The 20,611-nt window shown below is 73.4% G+C and carries 19 protein-coding genes and 2 tRNA genes; 8 read left to right on the forward strand and 13 right to left on the reverse strand.

From position 1 onward, the window contains the following. Positions 1–561 precede the first annotated feature (561 nt). On the forward strand, positions 562–783 hold the full coding sequence (locus tag ACLQ2W_RS08940; protein WP_281937297.1) for a hypothetical protein: 222 nt from the start codon (positions 562–564) through the stop codon (positions 781–783). Between the two features lie 6 nt (positions 784–789). On the opposite strand, the gene ACLQ2W_RS08945 is transcribed toward ACLQ2W_RS08940, so the two are convergent. Both ACLQ2W_RS08945 and ACLQ2W_RS08950 read right to left on the reverse strand, forming a co-directional pair. Beyond that, entirely contained in the window at positions 790–1,587 is a 798-nt protein-coding gene (locus ACLQ2W_RS08945; protein ID WP_425786048.1) for a carbon-nitrogen hydrolase family protein, read from the reverse strand. A gap of 39 nt (positions 1,588–1,626) precedes the next feature. After that, positions 1,627–2,460, reverse strand: coding sequence for an EamA family transporter (locus ACLQ2W_RS08950; protein ID WP_425786049.1), 834 nt, complete (start codon positions 2,458–2,460; stop codon positions 1,627–1,629). A 41-nt stretch (positions 2,461–2,501) separates the two neighbouring features. Between ACLQ2W_RS08950 and ACLQ2W_RS08955 the strand changes: the two genes are divergently transcribed. After that, positions 2,502–3,125, forward strand: a complete 624-nt coding sequence (locus ACLQ2W_RS08955) for a helix-turn-helix domain-containing protein (RefSeq protein ID WP_425786050.1) — start codon at positions 2,502–2,504, stop codon at positions 3,123–3,125. A 24-nt stretch (positions 3,126–3,149) separates the two neighbouring features. Here the strand turns inward: ACLQ2W_RS08955 and clpX are convergent, their stop codons facing one another. From clpX to ACLQ2W_RS08980, 5 genes are all read right to left on the reverse strand, one after another. Beyond that, on the reverse strand, positions 3,150–4,442 hold the full coding sequence (gene clpX / locus ACLQ2W_RS08960) for an ATP-dependent Clp protease ATP-binding subunit ClpX (protein WP_281937306.1): 1,293 nt from the start codon (positions 4,440–4,442) through the stop codon (positions 3,150–3,152). Between the two features lie 225 nt (positions 4,443–4,667). Further along, a complete protein-coding gene (locus tag ACLQ2W_RS08965; protein ID WP_091069591.1) occupies positions 4,668–5,330 on the reverse strand; it encodes an ATP-dependent Clp protease proteolytic subunit in 663 nt (220 codons plus the stop codon). 14 nt (positions 5,331–5,344) lie between these two features. Further along, complete coding sequence (locus tag ACLQ2W_RS08970) at positions 5,345–5,986, reverse strand: ATP-dependent Clp protease proteolytic subunit (protein WP_107155907.1); 642 nt, start codon at positions 5,984–5,986, stop codon at positions 5,345–5,347. A 174-nt stretch (positions 5,987–6,160) separates the two neighbouring features. Beyond that, entirely contained in the window at positions 6,161–7,507 is a 1,347-nt protein-coding gene (gene tig / locus ACLQ2W_RS08975) for a trigger factor (protein WP_158273812.1), read from the reverse strand. 148 nt (positions 7,508–7,655) lie between these two features. Then, a tRNA-Pro gene (locus ACLQ2W_RS08980) sits at positions 7,656–7,729 on the reverse strand. A 153-nt stretch (positions 7,730–7,882) separates the two neighbouring features. Here ACLQ2W_RS08980 and ACLQ2W_RS08985 point away from each other — a divergent pair. Next, positions 7,883–7,956 (forward strand) — tRNA-Gly (locus ACLQ2W_RS08985). Between the two features lie 23 nt (positions 7,957–7,979). Here ACLQ2W_RS08985 and ACLQ2W_RS08990 read toward each other — a convergent pair. Next, positions 7,980–8,630: an MOSC domain-containing protein gene (locus ACLQ2W_RS08990; protein ID WP_425786051.1), complete on the reverse strand. Its 651-nt coding sequence runs from the start codon at positions 8,628–8,630 to the stop codon at positions 7,980–7,982. Between the two features lie 129 nt (positions 8,631–8,759). Between ACLQ2W_RS08990 and ACLQ2W_RS08995 the strand changes: the two genes are divergently transcribed. From ACLQ2W_RS08995 to ACLQ2W_RS09005, 3 genes are all read left to right on the forward strand, one after another. Then, complete coding sequence (locus tag ACLQ2W_RS08995; protein ID WP_425786052.1) at positions 8,760–11,669, forward strand: Hsp70 family protein; 2,910 nt, start codon at positions 8,760–8,762, stop codon at positions 11,667–11,669. Between the two features lie 139 nt (positions 11,670–11,808). Then, positions 11,809–13,914: a M14 family zinc carboxypeptidase gene (locus tag ACLQ2W_RS09000; protein WP_425786053.1), complete on the forward strand. Its 2,106-nt coding sequence runs from the start codon at positions 11,809–11,811 to the stop codon at positions 13,912–13,914. A 346-nt stretch (positions 13,915–14,260) separates the two neighbouring features. Then, positions 14,261–14,758 (forward strand): hypothetical protein, encoded by a 498-nt coding sequence (locus tag ACLQ2W_RS09005; protein ID WP_425786054.1) that lies wholly within the window; start codon positions 14,261–14,263, stop codon positions 14,756–14,758. A gap of 117 nt (positions 14,759–14,875) precedes the next feature. Here the strand turns inward: ACLQ2W_RS09005 and ACLQ2W_RS09010 are convergent, their stop codons facing one another. Then, complete coding sequence (locus ACLQ2W_RS09010; protein WP_425786055.1) at positions 14,876–15,415, reverse strand: hypothetical protein; 540 nt, start codon at positions 15,413–15,415, stop codon at positions 14,876–14,878. 100 nt (positions 15,416–15,515) lie between these two features. On the opposite strand from ACLQ2W_RS09010, the gene ACLQ2W_RS09015 reads away from it, so the two are divergent. Both ACLQ2W_RS09015 and ACLQ2W_RS09020 read left to right on the forward strand, forming a co-directional pair. Next, positions 15,516–16,736, forward strand: coding sequence for a GNAT family N-acetyltransferase (locus ACLQ2W_RS09015; protein ID WP_425786056.1), 1,221 nt, complete (start codon positions 15,516–15,518; stop codon positions 16,734–16,736). Positions 16,737–17,135: 399 nt separating this feature from the next. After that, positions 17,136–17,423 carry a hypothetical protein gene (locus ACLQ2W_RS09020; protein WP_425786459.1) on the forward strand — a complete coding sequence of 96 codons (288 nt, stop codon included), beginning with the start codon at positions 17,136–17,138 and terminating at the stop codon, positions 17,421–17,423. Between the two features lie 38 nt (positions 17,424–17,461). Here the strand turns inward: ACLQ2W_RS09020 and ACLQ2W_RS09025 are convergent, their stop codons facing one another. From ACLQ2W_RS09025 to ACLQ2W_RS09040, 4 genes are all read right to left on the reverse strand, one after another. Then, positions 17,462–17,932, reverse strand: a complete 471-nt coding sequence (locus tag ACLQ2W_RS09025) for a ribose-5-phosphate isomerase (protein WP_425786057.1) — start codon at positions 17,930–17,932, stop codon at positions 17,462–17,464. Between the two features lie 76 nt (positions 17,933–18,008). Beyond that, positions 18,009–19,208, reverse strand: a complete 1,200-nt coding sequence (locus ACLQ2W_RS09030; protein ID WP_425786058.1) for a DUF1015 family protein — start codon at positions 19,206–19,208, stop codon at positions 18,009–18,011. A gap of 128 nt (positions 19,209–19,336) precedes the next feature. Beyond that, the gene (locus ACLQ2W_RS09035) at positions 19,337–19,681 is read right to left on the reverse strand and encodes a hypothetical protein (RefSeq protein WP_425786059.1); all 345 of its coding nucleotides are present in this window, start codon (positions 19,679–19,681) and stop codon (positions 19,337–19,339) included. A gap of 170 nt (positions 19,682–19,851) precedes the next feature. Then, a complete protein-coding gene (locus ACLQ2W_RS09040) occupies positions 19,852–20,475 on the reverse strand; it encodes a disulfide bond formation protein DsbA (RefSeq protein ID WP_357303212.1) in 624 nt (207 codons plus the stop codon). Between the last annotated feature and the right edge of the window lie 136 nt (positions 20,476–20,611).

A 20,611-nucleotide genomic window follows, 5' to 3' on the forward strand; every position in this document is an offset into this window, starting at 1 on the left:
TCCGGGGTATAAAACAATTGGCACTGGCTTATCAAGCACCCTGTTGAGTTCTCAAAGAACAACCACACACCAACCCGAAGCCCTGCATCGCCGGACCCCCGCTTGGGGCAACCTCTCTAACTTACCCGGCTCGACTTTCGCTGTCAACCTCAGGTTCGAGGCGATCACCTTGGTTCGATCCGATCCACGCTGACGCACGCCGTACCCGGCGGTCGTTGCTGTCGTGGTTTCCGGCGGACCGGCCGGCGCCGCTTTCGCAGCCACCCGCCCGGCTCCCTGCCGGCTTCCGAACTCTACCCGGTCGGCTTCGCGTTTGCAACCCCATGTTCCCGGAGTCTTTCCGCACCGCCCGAATCCTCAGTCTGGCTCGGCGTCACCGCCACCATCCTGGTGCCCGCTCTCGGCCGGTTTGCCCCGGCTTCCCGCGTGCAGAGAGAAAGTTACGCGGAGCCGCCCAGGAAGGCAAATCAATGATCGTCATTGTCTGCGGCGACCCGGGTTCCGGGGATGGCGCTCGCGGGGAGGGTCCGGATCGGGACCCGCCGTGCCAGAGTGGTCCGCATGGCTGACCTGTCCCGGCTCCCGGCCCTCGCCGAGGAGGCTCTGCTCGGTCTCCTGCTGCCGTTCTGGCAGCTGGTCATCGGCGCGTTCGTGCTCGCCGTGCTGGTGCTGTCGGTGGGACGGCTGGTCCGCCGGGGCCCGTCCCGGATGGCAACCGCGCTGCTGGTCACCGCCGCGGCCATCGCCTGCTTCGCGGTGCTGGGCGTGCTCCTGGAAACCTGAGCCGGGTCAGAGCCGGCGGTTGGCGAGACTGGGCAGCTCGGCCCGGACGGTCCGCAGCCGGTCCAGGTCCACCTCGGCGACCGCCAGGCCCGGCCCGTCCGGAACCTGGCTCACCACCGTGCCCCACGGGTCCACCACCATGCTCCGCCCGAAACAGGTCCGGCCCGGGTCGTGGTCACCGGTCTGGCCGGCCGCCGCCACGAAGCACTGGTTCTCGATCGCCCGGGCCCGCAGCAGCACCTCCCAGTGGTCCCGCCCGGTGTGCATCATGAACGCGGCCGGCACGACCAGGAGTTCGGCGCCGCCGTCGACGGCGAGCTGCCGGTAGAGCTCCGGAAACCGCAGGTCGTAACAGATCGACAGGCCGACGCGGAGACCCTCGACATCGACCACCACGGGCTTCTCCCCCGGGGCGACCGTGGCCGACTCCTGATAGGAGACCCGGCCGGGAATCTCCACGTCGTACAGGTGGATCTTCCGGTACGCGGCGGCGAGCGCGCCCGCACGGTCGAAGACCAGCGAGGTGTTCCAGGTGTGCGCCGGGTCCGGGCCGGCCTCGTGGAACGAACCCGCGATCACCCAGAGGCCGAGCCGGCGGGCGGTCTCGGCGAAGAACTGGCCCACCTCGCCGTCGACCGGTTCGGCCGGCGGCATCCGGTCGGCGTGGCCGAGGTAGTCCACGTACTCCGGCAGGAGGGCCAGGTCGGCGCCGGCCGCCGCGGCCCGGACCAGCAGGGCCTCGGCGGCGGCGAGGTTCGCCGCCCGGTCGTCGCGGGCGTTGAGCTGGCAGACGGCGACGCGCATGAGGAGAGGGTACGGCCGGCGGCCACGGGACGACAGGGCTCAGACGCTGGCCAGTACGAGCGCGGCGGCGGCGAATCCGAGCCCGGCCAGTTGCACCGGTCGTAGCCGTTCCCGGTCCACGGCGAGCGCGAGCAGCACCGTGCTCGCCGGGTAGAGCGACGCGATGGCCGCCACCACGCTGAGGTGGCCCCGCGCGGCGGCGGCGAGGTAGAGCGCGTTCGCCGCGGAGTCGAGCAGTCCGGCCCCGGCGGCCCAGCCGAGCACCCGCCGGCCCAGCCGCAGGCGGACGCCGGCGCGGGCGGCGAGCGCCAGCCCGAACGCGATGGAGCTGACGCGCAGCGCCAGCACCGGCCACATGCCGGCGCGCTCGTCGGCCTGCCCGAGCAGCGCGAAGAAGATGCCGAAGAGCAGGCCGGCGGCGAGCGCGATGCCGATGATCCGCCCCGAGACGCGGCCGGTGCCGCCGCGCTCGCCCAGGCTCACCAGGGCGATCGCCACCACGGCCAGTCCGGCGCCGCCCAGCGCGACGGTGCCCGGGGAGTCGGCGACGAGCAGGCCGGCGACGATCGGCACGATCGCGGCGGTGATCGCGGTGACCGGTGCCACGACCGCCATCACGCCGACGGCGAGCGCGCGGTAGAGCAGCACCACGCCGGCCGCGCCGGCCACGCCGGCGAGTAGGCCCCAGGCCAGGTCGCCGGCGGTCGGTGTGCCGGGCACGACGAGCACCAGCACACCGAGCAGCGGCAGGCTGATCATCTGCGACACCACGGTCACGGCGATCGGGTCGGCGTGCCGGGAGGCCTTGCCGCCGGAGAAGTCGGCCGTGCCGAACGCGATCGCGGAGACCGCGGCGAGCACAATGGGAAGCATCCGACAGTCGTATCACAATAGTGACCGTGAAGGATAGTATGATGACCGAGAGCGGTGGGCGGGTGGGTGCGGTGACCGCCGCGGTCGCCCGGCAGGTACGCGAACTGCGAGCCGCGCGCGGCTGGTCCTTCGAGGAACTCGCCGGCCGGTCCGGGGTCAGCAAGGGGATGCTGGTGCAGATCGAGGGCGCCCGCACCAACCCGAGCATCGGGACGCTCTGCCGGGTCGCCGACGCGTTCGGGGTCAGCATGGCCCGGCTGCTGGAGCCGGCCGAGGAGAGCACCGTCCGGATCACCCCGGCGGACCAGGCGCCGGTGCTGTGGCGCGGCGCGCACGGCGGCGTCGCCCGCCTGCTCAGCGGTCTGGGCGAACCCGACCTGGTGGAGCTCTGGGACTGGCGGATGCGGCCCGGCGAGGCGTTGCACTCCCCCGACCACGCCCACGGCACGCGGGAGATCCTGCACGTGCTGGACGGCGCCGTCACGGTCACCGTCGACGGCGTCGACCACCGGGTGGACACCGGCGAGACGGTGGAGTTCCACGCCGACCGGGAGCACGGCTACCGCACGGCCGGCGACGAGCCGGTGCGACTGATGATGGTGGTGGTCACCCCGTCGGGCGAGTGGGACCGCCGGACCCGTTCACGCGGACCGCGCCCGAGCTGACCCGGGCGCGGTCGCGGCGGGCGGTCAGGCCGACTTCTCCTCGCGGTCCCGGCGACGCCGGCCGGTGAACTCGCGGGGCACGATCGTCGGGTTGACGTTCTCCAGGACGGCCTCGCGGGTGATCAGCACCCGGGCGGCGTCGGGGTTGCTCGGCACCTCGTACATCACGGAGAGGAGCACCTCCTCCATGATCGCCCGCAGGCCGCGGGCCCCGGTGCCGCGGAGCATGGCCTGGTCGGCGATGGCCTCCAGCGCCGGCTCTTCGAACTCCAGCTCGACGCCGTCCAGCTCGAAGAGGCGCTGATATTGCCGGACGAGCGCGTTGCGCGGCTCGGTGAGGATCCGGACCAGCGCGCTGCGGTCGAGGCTGCGCACGTTGGTGATCACCGGGAGCCGGCCGATGAACTCCGGGATCAGCCCGAACTTCAGCATGTCCTCCGGCATGACCTGGCTGAAGATGTCGTCGGTCGACCGCTCCGAGACCGACCGGAGCCGGGCGCCGAAGCCGGTGCCGCCGGAGCCGGTGCGGGACTCGATGATCTGGTCGAGGCCGGCGAACGCGCCACCGCAGATGAACAGCACGTTTGTGGTGTCGATCTGGATGAACTCCTGGTGCGGGTGCTTCCGACCGCCCTGCGGCGGCACGTTGGCCACCGTGCCCTCCAGCATCTTCAGCAGAGCTTGCTGCACGCCTTCGCCGGAGACGTCGCGCGTGATCGACGGATTCTCCGACTTGCGGGCGATCTTGTCGACCTCGTCGATGTAGATGATGCCGGTCTCGGCGCGCTTGATGTCGTAGTCGGCGGCCTGGATCAGCTTGAGGAGGATGTTCTCCACGTCCTCGCCGACGTAGCCCGCCTCGGTGAGCGCGGTGGCGTCGGCGATCGCGAACGGGACGTTGAGCATCCGGGCCAGCGTCTGCGCCAGGTGGGTCTTGCCGCAACCGGTCGGGCCGAGCAGCAGGATGTTGGACTTGGCCAGCTCGACGCCGTCACTGCCGGAACCGGGCGCGCCCGCGGCCTCGGCCTGGATCCGCTTGTAGTGGTTGTAGACCGCGACGGCGAGCGCCTTCTTGGCCTGCTCCTGACCGACGACGTAGTTGTCGAGGAACTGGCAGATCTCCATCGGCTTGGGAAGCTCTTCCCACTTCACCTCGCCGGACTCGGCCAGCTCCTCCTCGATGATCTCGTTGCAGAGATCGATGCACTCGTCGCAGATGTAGACCCCGGGGCCCGCGATGAGTTTCTTGACCTGCTTCTGTGACTTGCCACAGAAGGAGCACTTCAGTAGGTCGCCGCCGTCACCGATCCGTGCCACCTACGTTCTCCCTGCACTCATCGGCCGGAGCGCCGGCCCTGACCTGCGGGCGCCACCGCGCCCGTCCGTCCTGTCGTCCTGCTGTGCTGTCGGATCCCCCGATCCGACCCCGGAGCGGTACAGACCCGACGTTACCCGGTGGCCGGGTTTTCTCCGACCCCCAAAACGGGTGTGTCAGAGGTCGGCCGGGAACCGCCCCCGACCGACCTCCGACCCCGTTCGTGCTCAGCCCGCGGCGTGAGTCGCCAGCAGACCCTTCTTGCGGCTGGTCAGGATGGTGTCGACCAGCCCGTACTCCTTGGACTCCTCGGCCGTCATGATCTTGTCACGGTCGATGTCCTTACGGACCTGCTCGATCGGCCGGTTGCAGTGGCGGGACAGCATGTCCTCCAACTGCGTCCGCATCCGCAGGATCTCCCGGGCCTGGATCTCGATGTCCGAGCCCTGGCCGTAGCCGCCCTCGGTGGCCGGCTGGTGGATGATGATCCGCGAGTTCGGCAGCGCCATGCGCTTGCCCGGCGTGCCGGCCGCGAGCAGCACCGCCGCCGCGCTGGCCGCCTGCCCGAGGCAGACGGTCTGGATGTCCGGCCGGACGTACTGCATGGTGTCGTAGATCGCCGTCATGGCGGTGAAGGAGCCACCGGGCGAGTTGATGTACATGATGATGTCGCGGTCCGGGTCGGTGCCCTCAAGCGTCAGCAGCTGGGCCATCACGTCGTTGGCCGACGCGTCGTCCACCTGGACCCCGAGGAAGATGATCCGGTCCTCGAAGAGCTTGTTGTAGGGGTTGGACTCCTTCATCCCGTACGACGTGCGCTCGACGAACGACGGCAGGACGTAGCGGTTGTGCACGGCCGCGAACTGGGGCGGCAGGCTCAGGTCGGTCATCGTCAGCTCCTCGGTCAGCTCAGGGTCCCGGCGCCATCCGGAACCTGCGTGGCCCCGATGATCACCTTGTCGATGAAGCCGTAGTCCATGGCCTCCTGGGCGGTGAACCAGCGGTCGCGGTCCGAGTCCGCCTCGATCTGCGCCTGGGACTGGCCGGTGTGGTGCGCGACCCGCTCCTGGAACATCCGCTTGGTGTAGAGCATCTGCTCGGCCTGGATCGCGATGTCCGACGCGGTGCCGCCGAGGCCACCCGAGGGCTGGTGCATCATGATCCGCGCGTGCGGCAGGGCGTAGCGCTTGCCCTTGGTGCCGGCGCAGAGCAGCAGCTGACCCATCGATGCGGCCATGCCCATGGCCACGGTCGACACGTCGTTGTCGATGTACTGCATGGTGTCGTAGATCGCCATGCCGGAGTAGACCGAGCCACCCGGCGAGTTGATCCAGAGGAAGATGTCGCGGTCCGGGTCCTCCGCGGCGAGCAGCAGCAGCTGCGCGCAGATGCGGTTGGCCACCTGGTCGTTCACCTCGCTGCCCAGGAAGATGATGCGTTCCTTGAGCAACCGGTTGTAGACCGAGTCGTCGAGGTTGCCAATGGAGTCGCCACCGCGGGCCTCGATCGCCCGGAGCGACTTCTTGGGGATGTGCATGTCGGTCATGGCAGCCCTTCGCTCTCCGTACCGTCCTGTCCGACACTAACCGCTCGCCCTACGGGCGTACTCCCGGTCGGGGCACTGTTCGCTCTCAGCGCAGTCACCCGCACGGCGTACCCCGGAAAGGGTTTCGGCCGCCGCCCGGCGCGCAGCGCGGGACGGCGGCCGTCGCCGGAACGATCAGTGCTGGTGGTCGTGCTCGGCCTCGTTCTGGGCCCGCAGCGCGTCGAGGGAGACCTCGTTGCCCGCCGCGTCCTTGATCTTGATCTTCTCCATCACCGCGGCGAGCGCCTTGCCCCGACGGACGTCACCGAAGACGGCCGCGGCGGCGCCGGAGCGCGCGAGCTGGTCGTAGTACTGCTGCGGGGCCATCCCGGCGCGCTGCGCCCGGTGCACGATCTCGTGGCCGAACTCGTCGTCGGAGACCTGCACGTCCTCCGCGTCGGCGAGCGTGTCCAGCAGCAGCTGGATCTTGACGCCGTCGGTCGCCGCCTCGGTCAGCTCGGCGTCGATCTGCTCCTCGGTCTTCTCCTCCGCGGCGAGGTACTCCTCCAGGGAGGCGCCGATGCGCTCGAGCTGGTCGACCATCGCGGCCTTGCGGCTCTCGACCTCCTCCTTGACGACACCCTCCGGCGCCGGCACCTCGGCGGCGGCCACCATCTGCTCCAGCGCCTTGTCGCGGGCGGCGTAGATCTGCTCGACCTGCTTGCCGCGGGTGACCCGCTCACGCAGGTCGGCGCGCAGCTCCTCGATGGTGTCGAACTCGCTGGCCATCTGCGCGAAGTCGTCGTCGAGCTCGGGGAGCTCCTTCTCCTTCACCGTGCGGACGGTCACCGCCACCTCGGCGTCCCGGCCGGCGAAGTCGCCGCCTACGAGCTGGGTGGTGAAGGTGGTGCTGTCGCCGGCGGCCAGGCCGACAAGCGCCTCGTCCAGCCCCGGCAGGAGCTGCTTGCTGCCGACCTCGTGCGAGATGTTGCTCGCCGAACCGCCGGGCACGTCCTCGCCGTCGACGGTCGCGTTCAGGTCGATCTGGACGAAGTCGCCGTCCTGGGCGGCGCGCTCCACCGTCTTCAGCGTGGCGAACCGCTCGCGCAGGCTGTTGACCTGCTCGTCGATCTCGCTGTCGGCGATCTCGATCTCGTCGACGGTCACCTCGATGGTGGCCGGGTCCGGCAGGGTGATCTCCGGACGGACGTCGACCTCGGCGGTGAAGTTGAGCGAGTCACCGTCGTTGAACTCGGTGATGTCGACCTCGGGACGGCCGAGCGTCTTGAGGTCGTGCTCCCGGACCGCGGCGAGGATGTTCTGCGGGATGGCCTCCTGGATCGCCTCGTTGAGGACGGTCCCCCGGCCCACCCGCTGGTCGATCACGGCGCTGGGAACCTTGCCCCGGCGGAAGCCGGGAACCTGGACCTGCTGCCCGATCTCCCGGTACGCCTTCTTGAGGCTCGGCTCGAGCTCGACGAACGGCACCTCGATGGCGAGCCGCACGCGCGTCGGGCTCAGAGTCTCGACGGTGCTCTTCACAGGCGTACTCCTTGACGGATCTGGGTGTCGATTCTGGGGCGTGATTGCGCGCATCGAGTGTAGGCGAGTCGGCCTGCGGCATCGGCAGGGCCCGGGTACCGCGCGGAGAAACCGGCGGTTCCCGGGACGATCCGGTCGCGAACGACAGTCGGGGTGGCGGGATTTGAACCCACGGCCCCTCGCTCCCAAAGCGAGTGCGCTACCAAGCTGCGCCACACCCCGTGGCGACAAAGAGTGTAAGCCGTCCGGGCCCTCCCGCGGGTGACCGGGGCACCACGGGCCCGCGTGGGGCGCGCGGTCCGCCGGTGGGGGATGCGCGTCCGGTCCGGAGGATTCGGTACGCTGTCGCGTGTGCCCCGTCGAGGCGGGGCGCTCGCGGGCGTAGCTCAATGGTAGAGCTTCAGTCTTCCAAACTGACTACGCGGGTTCGATTCCCGTCGCCCGCTCCACCGCTCCACCGCCCGACCGGCGTTCAGCCGCCGAGTCGTCTCCGGATCCGTTCCGCGTCATCCGCCGGCAGCGCGTCGGCCACCAGCACCCGGGGCAGCAGGTCCGGCTCCGTCGTCACGGCCCGGAACAGGAACGCCACGGTCACCTCGTGGTCCGGCCGGTGCACGACCTCCACCGGGTCGCCGGCCCGGACCGCGCCCGGCTCGACCACCCGCAGGTACGCCCCCGGCACCGCGGCCCGGGTGAACCGCCTGATCCAGCCCTGCTCGCCCAGCCAGCCCTGGAACGTGCCGCACGGGATGCGCGCGCAGGTGACCTCCAGGACCAGTTCCGCCCCGACCCGCCACCGCTCGCCGACCAGCGCGCCGTTCACGTCCACCCCGGTGGTGGTCAGGTTCTCGCCGAAGCTGCCGTTGCCCAGCGGCCGGCCCAGCTCGGCCTGCCAGCGGTCCAGATCCTCCCGGGCGTACGCGTAGACCGCCTGGTCGGTGCCGCCGTGGTGGGCCACGTCGTAGACCCGGTCACCGGCCAGACCGACCTCGCCGGCGCCCTTCGGACCGGGTGCGCTGACCGCGACCGGGCCGTCGACGGGTCGTTTGTCGATGCCGGTCGCCCCGAGCCCCTTCCAGGGGTTGGGTCGGGGCCGGCCCACGTTCACGGAGAGCACCTTCATGGCGGCGACGGTAGGCGCTGACCGGCCGACCGGGCCACCCGATTCCGCGTACCGGGCGAGGTCCGGTGCGGCGCGGGCTGCGTACGATGCGGGGCCGGACGTGCCCTCGTCGGGTGGAGGTAGGGACGGATGTCAGGCCAGCAGGACGGTTTCGCCCTCGGCGTGGACCTCGGCACCTCGAACACGGTGGCGGTGCTGCGCCGGCCGGACGGGACCACCCGGCCGCTGCTGGTGGACGGCCACCCGATCCTGCCGTCCGGCGTGTACGCCGACACCGCCGGCCACCTGCACGTCGGGCGGGACGCCCAGCGCCTGGCCCAGGCCGACCCGGCCGGCTACGAGCCGAACCCGAAACGGCGGGTCGACGAGGAGAACGTCGAGCTGGGCGGGCGGGCGTACCGGCCGGCGGAGCTGCTGGCCACGGCGCTGCGGACGGTCGCGGACGCCGCGGTGGCCGCGGTCGGTCTGCTGCCCCCGGCGGTGGTGACGCATCCGGCGGCCTGGTCACCGGCCCGGCGGCAGGTGCTGCACGACGCGCTGGAACTGGCCGGCTGGCCGGCCGCCGCCGAGCACACGCTCGCCGGACCGATCGCGCCCGGCACCCGCCTGCTGCGCGAGCCGGTGGCCGCGGCCCGCTACTTCACCCAGGTGCTGCGCCGGCCGGTGCCGGTGGGCGGCGCGGTGGCGGTGTTCGACTTCGGCGGCGGCACGCTCGACGTGGCCGTGCTGCGCAACGAGGGCGCCGACCCGTGGGGCGACTCCGGCTTCCACCTGGTCGCCACCGGCGGGATCGCCGACCTGGGCGGCCTCGACCTGGACGCGGCCCTGCTCGGGCGGCTCGGCGAGCTGGTGGGTCCGGCCCACCCCGGGCACTGGGCCCGGCTGACCGACCCGGCGACCACCGCCGACCGGCGCGACCGGCAGCAGCTCTGGGACAACGTGCGCGGGGCCAAGGAGATGCTCTCCCGGGTGATGGTCGCGCCGGTGGCCGTGCCGGGGGTGGAGGCGGCCGTGCCGCTGACCCGGGAGGACTTCGAGCGTCTCGCCGCGCCACTGCTCGCCCGCGCGGTCGCCGAGACCCGGCAGGTGACCGCCGCCGCCGGGGTGCGGCCCGAGCAGCTCTCCGGCCTGTTCCTGGTCGGCGGCTCCACCCGGATCCCGCTGGTGGCCCGGCTGCTCCACGCCGAGCTGGGCATCGCGCCGACCGTGCTGGAGCAGCCGGAACTCCCGGTCGCCGAGGGGGCGCTGACCGATCTGCCGCTGCCCCGCCGGGCCGGCCGGCCCGGTGCCCGGCCGTCCGCCGGGAGCCCCGCCGCCCCGGCGGGGGGCGCGGGAGCACCGGCCGCCGGCGCGTCGACGCCGGCCCCGACCGTGGCCCAGCCGACGCCCGACCCGACGGTCGAGGACCGGGCGGCGACCGTCGGCGCGGCGACCACCGTCGCCGGCCCGCCCGCCGGAGCGGCGACCACCGCGCCCGGCGGCCCGCACGGCACGCTGGTCGCCGACGTGGCCGGCCCCACCCTTGCGGGGTACGCCGCGCCGCCCGCCCGACACGCGCCGGCGTACGGCGGGAGTGGCACTCCCGCGACGTCGGCCGGGCAGCCCGCGCCGACGTACGCCGCGCCCGGCGTACCCCCGGGTTGGGGGCCCCCGGCGGGCGGTGCCGGCACGCCGGACGGCGCGTCCTCCGGCGGCGGCCGGCGCGGCCGGTGGCTCGCGCTGGGCGCCGCGCTCGCGGTGGTCGGCGTGGCGGCGACGCTGCTCTGGGTGTTCCGGGACCGGCACCCGGCGCTGGACTTCCACCCGCCGGAGCTGGTCGGGACCGTGGCCGCGGGCGACGAGCGACCGGGCGAGATGTTCACCGCGACGGTGGGCGACCGCGCCTACCTGGCCTGGTCGCGGCCGGACGACCGGCTGAACGTGGTCGCGGTGGACACCGCCACCGGCCGGCGGATCTGGGAGAAGCAGACCCGGGCGAGCGCCGACCGCTGGGCGGGGGTCCGGGCGCTGCCGGACGGGGTGGCCGCGGTGGCCGACGCGTCCGGCAGCAGCACCCCCCGACCGTTCGCGGTGCTCGACGGCGACTCGGGCGAGCAGCGGTGGGAGGTGAGCATCCAGGGCGACGACCAGATCTTCGTCGGCGCCGACACGGTGGTCCGGCTGGACCGCGCCGGCAACCGCCTGGCCGGGTTGCGGCTGGACAACGGCCGGCAGCGGTGGGAACAGGCCAATCCGCGCACCGAGTACGGCGACGCCCGGACCGTGGTGGTGCCGGTCGCCACCGGGGCGGCGCTCGACGGCACGGCGTACCCGGACGGCTCGCCCCGTGCGCCCTGGTCGGGCGAGGCCGACCGGCTGGTCCAGGTGGGCGCGGACCGGTCGGTGCGGGTGGTGGCCATGGGCGACGGGAAGATCCTGCGCAGCCGGGGCAACGTGGCCGACCTGGACGACCCGGTGGCCGCCCGGGACGACCGGCTGTACGTGGCGGAGAGCGACCGGGGTCTGCGGTTGGTCTCCTACGACCTCGGCAGTCTCGGCACGCCCGACGTGCGGTACGAGGCGACCGAACGGGACAGCCGGGCGCGGGCGCTGGTCACCTGCGGTGAGCATCGCGCCTGCCTGTTGGAGGTGCCGAGCGCGGGCGCCGACGGCACCCGGGTGGTGGTCGTCGCGGACGGCGAGGACAGCCGGCGCTGGCCGGCCCCCGGTGCGCAGCGACTGGTCCCGCTCGGCGACCATCTGCTGGCCGCGCGGGACTCGCCCCGGGACGCGGTGACGGTGTTCACCCCGGACGGCACGGCGGTGCTGCGCGACCGGGACGGGGTGGCGGTCCGGCTGGACGCCGGCAACCTGCTGCTCTTCGGCGAGGCGCCCAGCGGCTACGAGGACGACCGGGTCCTCGCCGGGCTGGCGGTGGACGGCAAGCCGGTCGAGATGGGCGAGGTGAAGCAGATCCGCAGCGAGTCGTGTTCCTGGACCACCGAGGTGCTGGTGTGCGGCGCGGAGAAGGAGTTCCGGCTGTACCGGTTCGCCGGCTGACCGGTGCCGCCGGTGCGCCGCCGGCCGCCGGTGAACCACGGCCCGACCGGCGACCGGCGCGACCGAAAGTGAGCTTGACAGGCGTCGATGTCTCGACTGGTCTGATGGTCAGTGAGATCGACGTCCGTCAGGAGGCACCTTGTTCGTCCGACGACGGTGGACCGCACTCGCCACCACCGGCATCCTGATCACCGCCGCCCTGTCCCACCCCGGTCCCGGCGTCGCCGCGCCGGCCGCACCCGCGATCACCCTCGCCCCCACCGAGACCGCCCTGGTCCGGGTGCGCCTGGCCGACGAGGCGCAGCTCGCCCGCCTGGTCGCCGGCGGCGCCGACCTGGCCAACCGACCCCGCTCCCGCGACGGCCACCCGGTCGCCGACCTCGTCCTCACCGGCCGGCAGCTCGCCGACCTCACCCGGCAGGGGGCGAGCGCGCTCCAGGTGGTGCAGCGCGCCGACGACGGCACCCGGCGGCTCGCCGAGAGCGCCCGCGCCGCGCAGGCCCGTACCCGCGCCGGACTGCGCGCCGCCGACGGCACCGACACGCTCCAGTTCCTCCAGGCGTACTGGTGGACCACCGGTGGGAAGACGTTCCTCCAGGCCCAGGTGGCCACCACCGCCACCGACGACCCGGACGTGGAGATCACGGTGAGCTGGCGGACGGCGGACGGCGCCACCGGCTCCTTCCCGCTGTACCGGTTCGAGGACTCCGGCGAGTACCAGTACCACTACGCGCTGCCGCAGCCGGTGCCCGGCCGGCCGGTGCAGTTCACCGCCACCTCCAGCCTGGGTGGCACGAGCCGGCCGGTCACCCCGGCGCGCTGGCCGGACGCGACCCCGCCGCCGCAGCCGGCCGGCTACCAGAAGGACTTCATCGACGCCTACCTGACGCCCGTCGACATCAGGGCGCGGATCGCCCGGCTGGGCCGCCAGTACCGCGACCTGGTCGACGTCATCGACCTGCCGAACCGCACCCAGGGCTACCGCCGCACCGCCGCCGCGTACCTCGGCGACCCGGCCGTCGCCGCCCTGGTGGTGGAGTCGGTGCGCTTCGGCGACCAGGGCATGAACGGCGTGCAGGCGCGTACCGTCGACCCGGGTCGGGCCAGCCGGCCGCTGACCGTCCGGTACCGGGACCGGGTGCTCACGGTCTCCCTGGCCACCGACGCCGCCGGCAAGGTGACCAGCAGCACCGACGACGTCGCCGCCGCGATCAACGCGCGGCAGGGCAGCCGCTTCCGGGCCACCGTGGAGGACGGCTCGGCCGGGCTGCCGATGCCGGTGGCCGGCCCGGTACGCCTCGACGACGGCCTCCAGGGCACCGAGGTGCCGACCCGTCCGTGGACCGTGCAGGCGCTGCGGATCGGCAAGCACCGGGACGGCTCCCGGGTCGGGGTGCTCGCGTACTCGCAGGAACACGCCCGGGAGTGGGCGACACCGCTGGTCACGCTGGAGTTCGCGGAACGGCTGCTGGCCAACGCCCGCACCGACGCGGCGACCCGGCACCTGCTGGAGCAGGTCGACGTGTTCGTGATCCCGACCGTGAACCCGGACGGCGCGAACTACTCGTTCCACGACTACAACCTCCAGCGCAAGAACCTGGTCAACCACTGCACCGGCACCGCCCGCGACCCGAGGTACCGCACCACCTGGGGCGTGGACGTCAACCGCAACTACACGGTCGGGTCGCTGTTCGACGGGTACGTGGGCGCCAGCGCCAACTGCCTGTCCGGCAACTACGCCGGCACCGCCGAGCTGTCCGAGGCGGAGAGCCGCAACGTGATCGACCTGGCCCGGGCCCATCCCAACATCAGGTTCGCGATGAACGTGCACTCCTACGGCGGCTACTTCATGTGGCCGCCCGGCGCGTACCGGGCGGACGGCCGGGTGACGCTGCCGAGGCCGTCGATCGACGAGTCGACACTGTTCCTGGCCAGCGCGCGCCGCATCGTCGGGGCCATCGCCACCGAACGCGGCACGGTCACCTGGCCGTCGCAGACCGGCCCGGTCGCCGACGTGCTCTACTCGGCGGCCGGCAACTCGGCCGACCAGCTCTACTACGAGCTGGGCATCTTCGCCTGGGACTTCGAGGTCGGCAACGACCGCTGGAACGAGGCCACCGGGCAGTGGGAGGGCGTCGGTTTCCAGCCGCCCTTCGACGAGGCGCACGGCGAGTCCCAGGAGTACGCCGGCGGCCTGGTGGAACTGGTCCGGGTGGCCCGCGACTACGCGGCCGGGGCGCGTTGACCCGGGCGGTCCCCGGCCGGCACGTCGGCCGGGGACCGCGGTTTCCGGCCCACGGGGCGGGGTGGGGCGGTCACGGCGAGCCTGGCGTCGAGGACCCCGCCGCGCGGGTCGCCTCGCCGAAGGCCGCCGCCGGGGAGCAGTGCGCCCTCAGCCCAACGGGCGACGGATGAACCGGGCGGTGCGGGGTAATGCGAGCGCCGTCCTGGTGGAGTGACGGCCGGCGTCGCGGCGTACCGCGACCGGGGGCCCGGGCGGGCGGCGGCACGCCGCCCGCCCGCGGCGAGCGCCCGCGCATCCTCGTTGATCATGGAATCGGCATCGACTAGCGTGCGCTCACGTGAAACCGATGCGCATCTTCCCTGTCGTCCTGGCCTGCGTCGCGGCCACGGCGCTCACCGCCTGCGGCGGCGAGGACACCTCGACGAACGCCGACGCCGCGGCGACCTCCACCGCCCCGGCCCCGTCCGCCGCCCCCGCCACCCCCTCCGCCGCGGCCTCCTCGCCGGCCGCGGCGAACGCCGTCGGCGACCGGGAACTCTGCACGTCCGCGAAGAAGACAAGCGACGAGATGCGGGCGAAGCTGGTCACCGCGATGCAGTCCGGCGGCGACACGAACACGCAGCTCGCGAAGATCATGACCGAGCTGGGGCAGAAGGTCAGCGCGCTGACCAAGACCGCGGGTGACGGCGAGGCGGCTGCCGCCCTACGCCGGTTCAGCGTGGAGGTCACCAAGGCCGCGGCGGCGCCGGACCCGGTCACCGCCGCCGACAACCCCGCGATGGCGAAGGCCGGCGAGGACTTCAACGCGGCCTGCAAGGCGGCCGGGGTCACCACCGTCTTCTGACCCGTCCGACCGTTCCGACCGTCCACGTGCGGGCCGCTTCCCGAGGGCGGCCCGACGCGTCGACGGACGACGCGCGGGCGGCAGCACCGAAGCCGACCGGCCCGCGCGTCCCGGACGTCAGTTGCCGGTGACCCAGTTCCAGGCCGAGACCACCCACTCGGTCTGCTGGAGGTAGGCCACCCCGACACCGGCCAGGAACAGCGCGGTGATCATGTGCGCGCCCCGCGCGCTGCGGCGCACCCGGCCGAGCTGCCGCTCCAGGATCAGCCGGCCGAGCAGCCGGGCCAACGCGAACAGGCCGACGGCGGTGAGCAGGCTGAGCACGAACGTGAGCAGCGGGGCGACCATGTTGCCCCGGCCGGAGATCGCCCAGATGCCCCAGCAGACGAACGCGAACAGGGCGCCCGCCGCGCTCCACTCCCCGCCCCGGCGGGCCTGGGCGAGGTGCCAGCTCATCGACCGGCGGGGCGTCGACGCGTCGGCCCAGTCGCCGGACACCCCATGCTCCACGGTGGGGAACTGTTCCGTCCGGGGCGTACGCGGCCGGCCGACCGCCGCCACCCCGCGCTGGAACGCGTCCCGCTGGGAGGGCACCACCCCCGGCGGGGGCGGCACCTCCACGGTGCGCTCCGCCCACGGCTGTGTCTGGTCCGCCATGCTTCGTCCTCCCCCTCGACCGACGTCCGCCTCCGCTGTCGAGGGTAGCCACCCGGCAAATAGGGTGCCGACCCCGACGGCGATGGGGTAGACACGGGCGATGACCGACGCGGTGGTGCCCCGGGCCGACGACTTCGACGAGATCGCCGCCTTCCTGGCGCTCTGCTTCCACGGCGACACCGACCCCGAGGTGCAGGAGGTCGAGCGCCCGATCTTCGAGCCGGAACGCTCCCTGCTGATCCGCGACGGCGGGACGGCGGTCGCGCACGCCGGCGCGTTCAGCCGCGACCTGGCCGTACCGGGCGCAAGCGTGCCGGCCGCGCACGTGAGCATGGTGGCGGTCGCCCCGACACATCGCCGTCGCGGCCTGCTCACCGGCCTGATGCGGCGGCAGTTGCGCGAGATCCGCGACGCCGGGCGGGAGCCGGTCGCGGTGCTCTGGGCCAGCGAGGGCCGCATCTATCCCCGCTTCGGTTACGGCTCGGCGGCGCAGCGGCTGATGCTGACCGCGGACACCACCGGGCTGCGGCTGCCCGCCCCGACGCCCGCCGAGGGCACGCTGCGCCTGGACCGGCCGGCCCCGCACACCGACGAGCTGGCCCGACTGTACGAGCGGGCGCGCGCCGACCGCCCCGGCTGGTCCCGGCGGGACGAGCGCTGGTGGGCGTACGTGCTGTTGGACGCGAAGGGACGCCGGGGTGGCGCCACCGAGCGCCGGGTGCTGCTGCACCACGGGCCGGACGGGCTCGACGGCTATGCGCTCTACCGGACGAAGGAGGACTGGGTCGGCGACGTCCCCCGGGGCGAGGTGCAGGTCGGCGAGGTGGTGGCCGTCACCCCGGAGGCGACGCTGGCGCTGTGGCGGCTGCTGCTCTCGGTCGACCTGACCCGGCGGCTGTCGTTCCCGACCGCCGCCGTGGACGAGCCGCTGCTGCGCCTGGTGGACGAGCCGCGCCAACTGGGCCCGCAGCTCGCCGACGCGCTCTGGGTGCGGGTGGTGGACGTGCCGGCCGCGCTCGCCGCCCGCCGGTACGCCACCGACGTGGACGTGGTGATCAAGGTCACCGACGAGCTGCTGCCGGAGAACACCGGCCGGTGGCGGCTCGTCGGCGGGCCGGCCGGCGCCGAGTGCACGGCCACCACCGCGCCGGCCGGGCTGGCCTGCGACGTCCGGGCGCTCGGCGAACTTCTGCTGGGCGGCACCACGCCGGCCGCGCTGGCCGCCGCCGGCCGCGTCCGCGAGCTGCGCCCGAACACGCTGACCGCCGCCACCCCCGCCTTCACCTGGCACCGTGCCCCGTCCCCGATGGAGAACTTCTGACCCACCCGATCCCGCCCCGCGTCGACGATCATGAGGTTGGCGGTGCGATGTGTCCGGATCGTCCCCGCCAACTTCATGATCGTCCGGCGGGTACGCGGACGGACGAGGCGGGTGGGCGGCGTGGTTGGGCGGTACGGTCGGGGGGTGGGTGAGGCGGAGCGGCGGCGGCGGAGACTGCGGCATCACGGCGAGGCGACCGAGCCGCCGGCGGCCGGGGAGACGAGCGCGACCACGGCCGCCGTCGACGACGACGTCACCCCCCGACCGCCGCGCGGCACCAGACGCGCCGAGCCGGAATCGTCGGACGACGGCCCCAGGGCACCACGCAGCGCCAGACGCGCCGAGCCGGAATCGTCGGACGACGGCTCCCGGGCGCCGCGCGGCGCCAGACGCGCCGAGTTGGAATCGTCGGACGACGGCTCCCGGGCGCCGCGCGGCGCCAGACGCGCCGAGTTGGAGTCGTCGGAGCCTCGCGGGCGTCGCGGCGCCCCGTCCGCCGACGACGGCGAACGGGGGCTACGCGGTCTCGTCGGCTCGGGGTCGTCGCAGGTGAGCGTCACCGCCGCGCTGCGGGCCCGGGACGCCGCCCGCCCCAGCGAGGACGACCTCGCCGCGGCCGAGGCACGGGTGGTGCTGGTGCGCCGCAACTGGGTGCCCCGCGAGGACCTGCCGCGCGGCGGACGCTGACCACCACGCCGGGGCCGCGTCGGGCGCGGCCGGACGCGTCAGGCCGGCAGCTCGGGCAGCCGGCGGCTCTGCTCGTAGTCGGCCACCTGGGTGATGCGCCGGCTGTGCCGGGGATTGCCGGAGAACGCCGTGGTCAGGAACGCCTCGACCAGGGCGGTTGCCTCGTCCAGCGTGTGCTGTCGCGCGCCGATCGCCACGACGTTGGCGTCGTTGTGCTCCCGGGACAGCTGCGCGGTGTCGATGTTCCAGGCCAGCGCCGCCCGGACGCCGGCCACCTTGTTCGCGGCGATCTGCTCGCCGTTGCCGGACCCGCCGATCACCACGCCGAGGCTGCCCGGGTCGCCGACCACCCGGTCGCCGGTGTGCAGGCAGAACGCCGGGTAGTCGTCGTCCGGGTCGAAGGCGTGCGGACCCACGTCCACCACCTCGTAGCCCTGCTTGGCCAAGTGGTTGGCCAGGTGCACCTTCAGCTCGAAACCGGCGTGGTCGGATCCCAGATAGACGCGCATACCGCGCAGTCTGACAGGCCCGCCCCCGGGCCGACGCGCGGGCGGCGACCCGGAGGCGGATTCGTCACACGGGTGCTCAGCGGGGCAGTTCGGCGACGACCAGGCCGGCCCGCGCCTTCGGGGTGAACCAGGTGCTCTTGCGCGGCATCTTCTCCCGGGCCAGGTTGACCGCGACGAAGTCGTCCACGGTCACCGGCGCCACCAGCACGGCCAGCTCGGCCCGGCCGGCGTCGACCTCACCGGTGAGCCAGCTCGCCGGGTAGTCGCCGCCCACGTACGTGATCCGCTTGTCACCCGGGTCGAGGCCCAGCGCGTCGCGCAGCAGCAGCCGCTCGACGAGCGCGTGGTCGAGGTTCTCCAGCCGGCCGGCGCCGCCGTGCGGCAGCGTCACCGCGTACCCCCGGCCGGCGAGGTGCAGGTGGACGGTGCCGCCGGTGGCCGGGACGCCGACCGGGCCGGCGGTCTCGGTGACCTCCGCGCCGGCGGCGCGGAGCCGGTCGAGCAGCTCGTCCGGGGTGGTGGTCAGCTCGCTGACCAGCCGGTTGTAGGGCTGGATGGCGACCGACGCGGGCGTGGTGACCACCGCGAGGAAGCGCGGGAAGCCGCCGGTCTGCGCGGCCAGGCTGCGGTGGTTGCCGTCCGCGACCACCAGCTCGCCGCCACCGGCCAGCGCGGTCAGCTCGTCCTGCGCGGGGCCGGGGCCGACCAGCCAGATCGCGTGCGTCCGCCCGGACTGGTCGACGTCGGTGGCGGCGGGCGCGCCGGCCGTCTCGGTCGCCGCCGCGAGCGCCGCGTGCAGCTCGCCGCCACGCCCGGTCTGGAGCAGGAGTACGGGTGAGAGCAGGTGGCCGACGGCCTCCGCCAGCGCGACGCGCTCCCGCACCTTGGCGATGAACACGTCCTCGTTGCGGATCACCAGGCCCGGCTCGTCGGCGCGGGTGGAGATCTGGTCGGTGTCGACCATGGCCCACAGCCCGTACGCGTTCTCCTCCCCCGGCGCGCTGATCCGGTAGAGCACCACCACCTGCTCGGCCGGGGTGTAGCTGCCGTCCGCCTTGGCCTCGGCGAGGCGGGACTCCGCGTCCGGAAGCGCGTCGAGGAAGGACTTCCCCAGGCTGCCCGGTGCCCGGTGGGGCATCTCGATGCCCAGGGCACTGTGCGGATTCGCCTCGACGATGGCGGTGATCTCCGCGTCGTCGGCGAACTCGTCGTAGTTCTGCGCGCCGGTGCCGCCAGTGGTGATCCAGGCCCGGGCGATCGGATGCACGACCGTCATGTCCGCTGACGCTACCCGCGCCCGTTCCACCCCCGCCGCCGGACTCGCCCCCTTCCACCAGGTGAAAGGAGGGGCCCCCGGTTAACGCCTCAGGTAGAGGTGGGGCCCCTTCTCAACAGCCGGGCGGCTCAGGCGACGGGGTCCCGGTGGCGGCCGGGACCGGCCGGTCGACGGGGTGGCGCGGACGGGCGGGAGCCGGCGTTGAGGCGTACCGTCGTCGCCCCGGCGGCGGCCGGCGGGCCTGCGGGGCCGAACCGGGTCGGGACGCGGGCGGGGCGGTCGGCCTCGGTCGGGGTGATCCGCGAGGTGGCCACCACCCGGGCCACACCCACCACGATCGGCGGGGCCAGCAGGTCGGCCAGCCCGGCCGGCCCGGCGGGCCAGTCGCCTTCGGCCACCGACCAGTACGTCGCACCGGATTCCTCGGTCGCCGGCTGTGTCGCGTCGTCGGACAGGCGGCGGTGCTTACCCATTCAGAACGCCTCCAGGAGCTGCCGTGGTGCGGCCATGAGCGGGCCGCCGGCGGGGACACCCGGTGAAACGAGCCCCGCACCGGCCCGGTGACGGGCGGCGTGGTTCGGCGGGTGTTAACAGGGGCCCCCGCCTATACCGGAGGCGTTAAGCGGGGGCCCCTCCTTACACCTCAGTCGAAGATGGGGGGCTGGGTGCGGGTGCGCTTGAGTTCGTAGAAGCCGGGGGTGGCACTGACCAGCAGCACGCCGTCCCAGAGCCGGCCGGCCGCCTCACCCTTCGGCGCCGGCGTGATCACCGGGCCGAAGAACGCGACCTGACCGCCGTCCGGACCGGGCGCGTGCACCACTGGGGTACCGACCTCGGTGCCGACCGGACGCATGCCGGCCTCGTGGCTGGCCCGCAACGCGTCGTCGTACTGCGTCGACTCGGCGGCGTCGGCGAGCGCCGGGTCCAGCCCGACCTCGGTGAGCGCGCCGACCAGCATGTCCCGGTCCAGGTCCTGCCGACCGAGATGGATCCGGGTGCCCATGGCGGTGTAGAGCTTCGCCAGCTTCTCGGCGCCGTGCGCCTGCTCGACGGCGATGCACACCCGTACCGGACCCCAGCCCTTGCGCATGATGTCCTGGTACTCCTCGGGCAGGTCCCGGCCTTCGTTGAGCACGGACAGGCTCATCACGTGGAACCGGATGTCCACGTCCCGGACCTGCTCGACCTCGAGCAGCCAACGGGAGGTGATCCAGGCCCACGGGCAGAGCGGGTCGAACCACATGTCCGCGGTGATACGTTCGGTCACGGTATCGTCCCTTCGCGTATTCCCCCCCCGCGCCGGCCTCCCGGCGCCTTCTCCTGTCGAGTCTCACCCCGCACCCCATCGACACGCACCCGAATGAGAGCCTGACCTCGGCCGCCGAATGGGGCGTCTGCATGGA

Source organism: Micromonospora sp. DT227, from assembly GCF_049841835.1.
Lineage (GTDB): Bacteria > Actinomycetota > Actinomycetes > Mycobacteriales > Micromonosporaceae > Micromonospora.

Excerpts from the sequence above, each read along its gene's own strand:
- ACLQ2W_RS08965 (WP_091069591.1), bottom strand. The coding sequence starts at position 5,330 with ATGACCGACCTGAGCCTGCCGCCCCAGTTCGCGGCCGTGCACAACCGC.
- ACLQ2W_RS08955 (WP_425786050.1), top strand. The coding sequence starts at position 2,502 with ATGACCGAGAGCGGTGGGCGGGTGGGTGCGGTGACCGCCGCGGTCGCC.
- ACLQ2W_RS09025 (WP_425786057.1), bottom strand. The coding sequence starts at position 17,932 with ATGCGCGTCTATCTGGGATCCGACCACGCCGGTTTCGAGCTGAAGGTG.
- ACLQ2W_RS09010 (WP_425786055.1), bottom strand. The coding sequence starts at position 15,415 with ATGGCGGACCAGACACAGCCGTGGGCGGAGCGCACCGTGGAGGTGCCG.
- ACLQ2W_RS08990 (WP_425786051.1), bottom strand. The coding sequence starts at position 8,630 with ATGAAGGTGCTCTCCGTGAACGTGGGCCGGCCCCGACCCAACCCCTGG.
- ACLQ2W_RS09005 (WP_425786054.1), top strand. The coding sequence starts at position 14,261 with ATGCGCATCTTCCCTGTCGTCCTGGCCTGCGTCGCGGCCACGGCGCTC.
- ACLQ2W_RS08950 (WP_425786049.1), bottom strand. The coding sequence starts at position 2,460 with ATGCTTCCCATTGTGCTCGCCGCGGTCTCCGCGATCGCGTTCGGCACG.
- ACLQ2W_RS08970 (WP_107155907.1), bottom strand. The coding sequence starts at position 5,986 with ATGACCGACATGCACATCCCCAAGAAGTCGCTCCGGGCGATCGAGGCC.
- ACLQ2W_RS09015 (WP_425786056.1), top strand. The coding sequence starts at position 15,516 with ATGACCGACGCGGTGGTGCCCCGGGCCGACGACTTCGACGAGATCGCC.
- ACLQ2W_RS08940 (WP_281937297.1), top strand. The coding sequence starts at position 562 with ATGGCTGACCTGTCCCGGCTCCCGGCCCTCGCCGAGGAGGCTCTGCTC.
- ACLQ2W_RS09030 (WP_425786058.1), bottom strand. The coding sequence starts at position 19,208 with ATGACGGTCGTGCATCCGATCGCCCGGGCCTGGATCACCACTGGCGGC.
- ACLQ2W_RS08995 (WP_425786052.1), top strand. The coding sequence starts at position 8,760 with ATGTCAGGCCAGCAGGACGGTTTCGCCCTCGGCGTGGACCTCGGCACC.
- ACLQ2W_RS08945 (WP_425786048.1), bottom strand. The coding sequence starts at position 1,587 with ATGCGCGTCGCCGTCTGCCAGCTCAACGCCCGCGACGACCGGGCGGCG.
- ACLQ2W_RS09035 (WP_425786059.1), bottom strand. The coding sequence starts at position 19,681 with ATGGGTAAGCACCGCCGCCTGTCCGACGACGCGACACAGCCGGCGACC.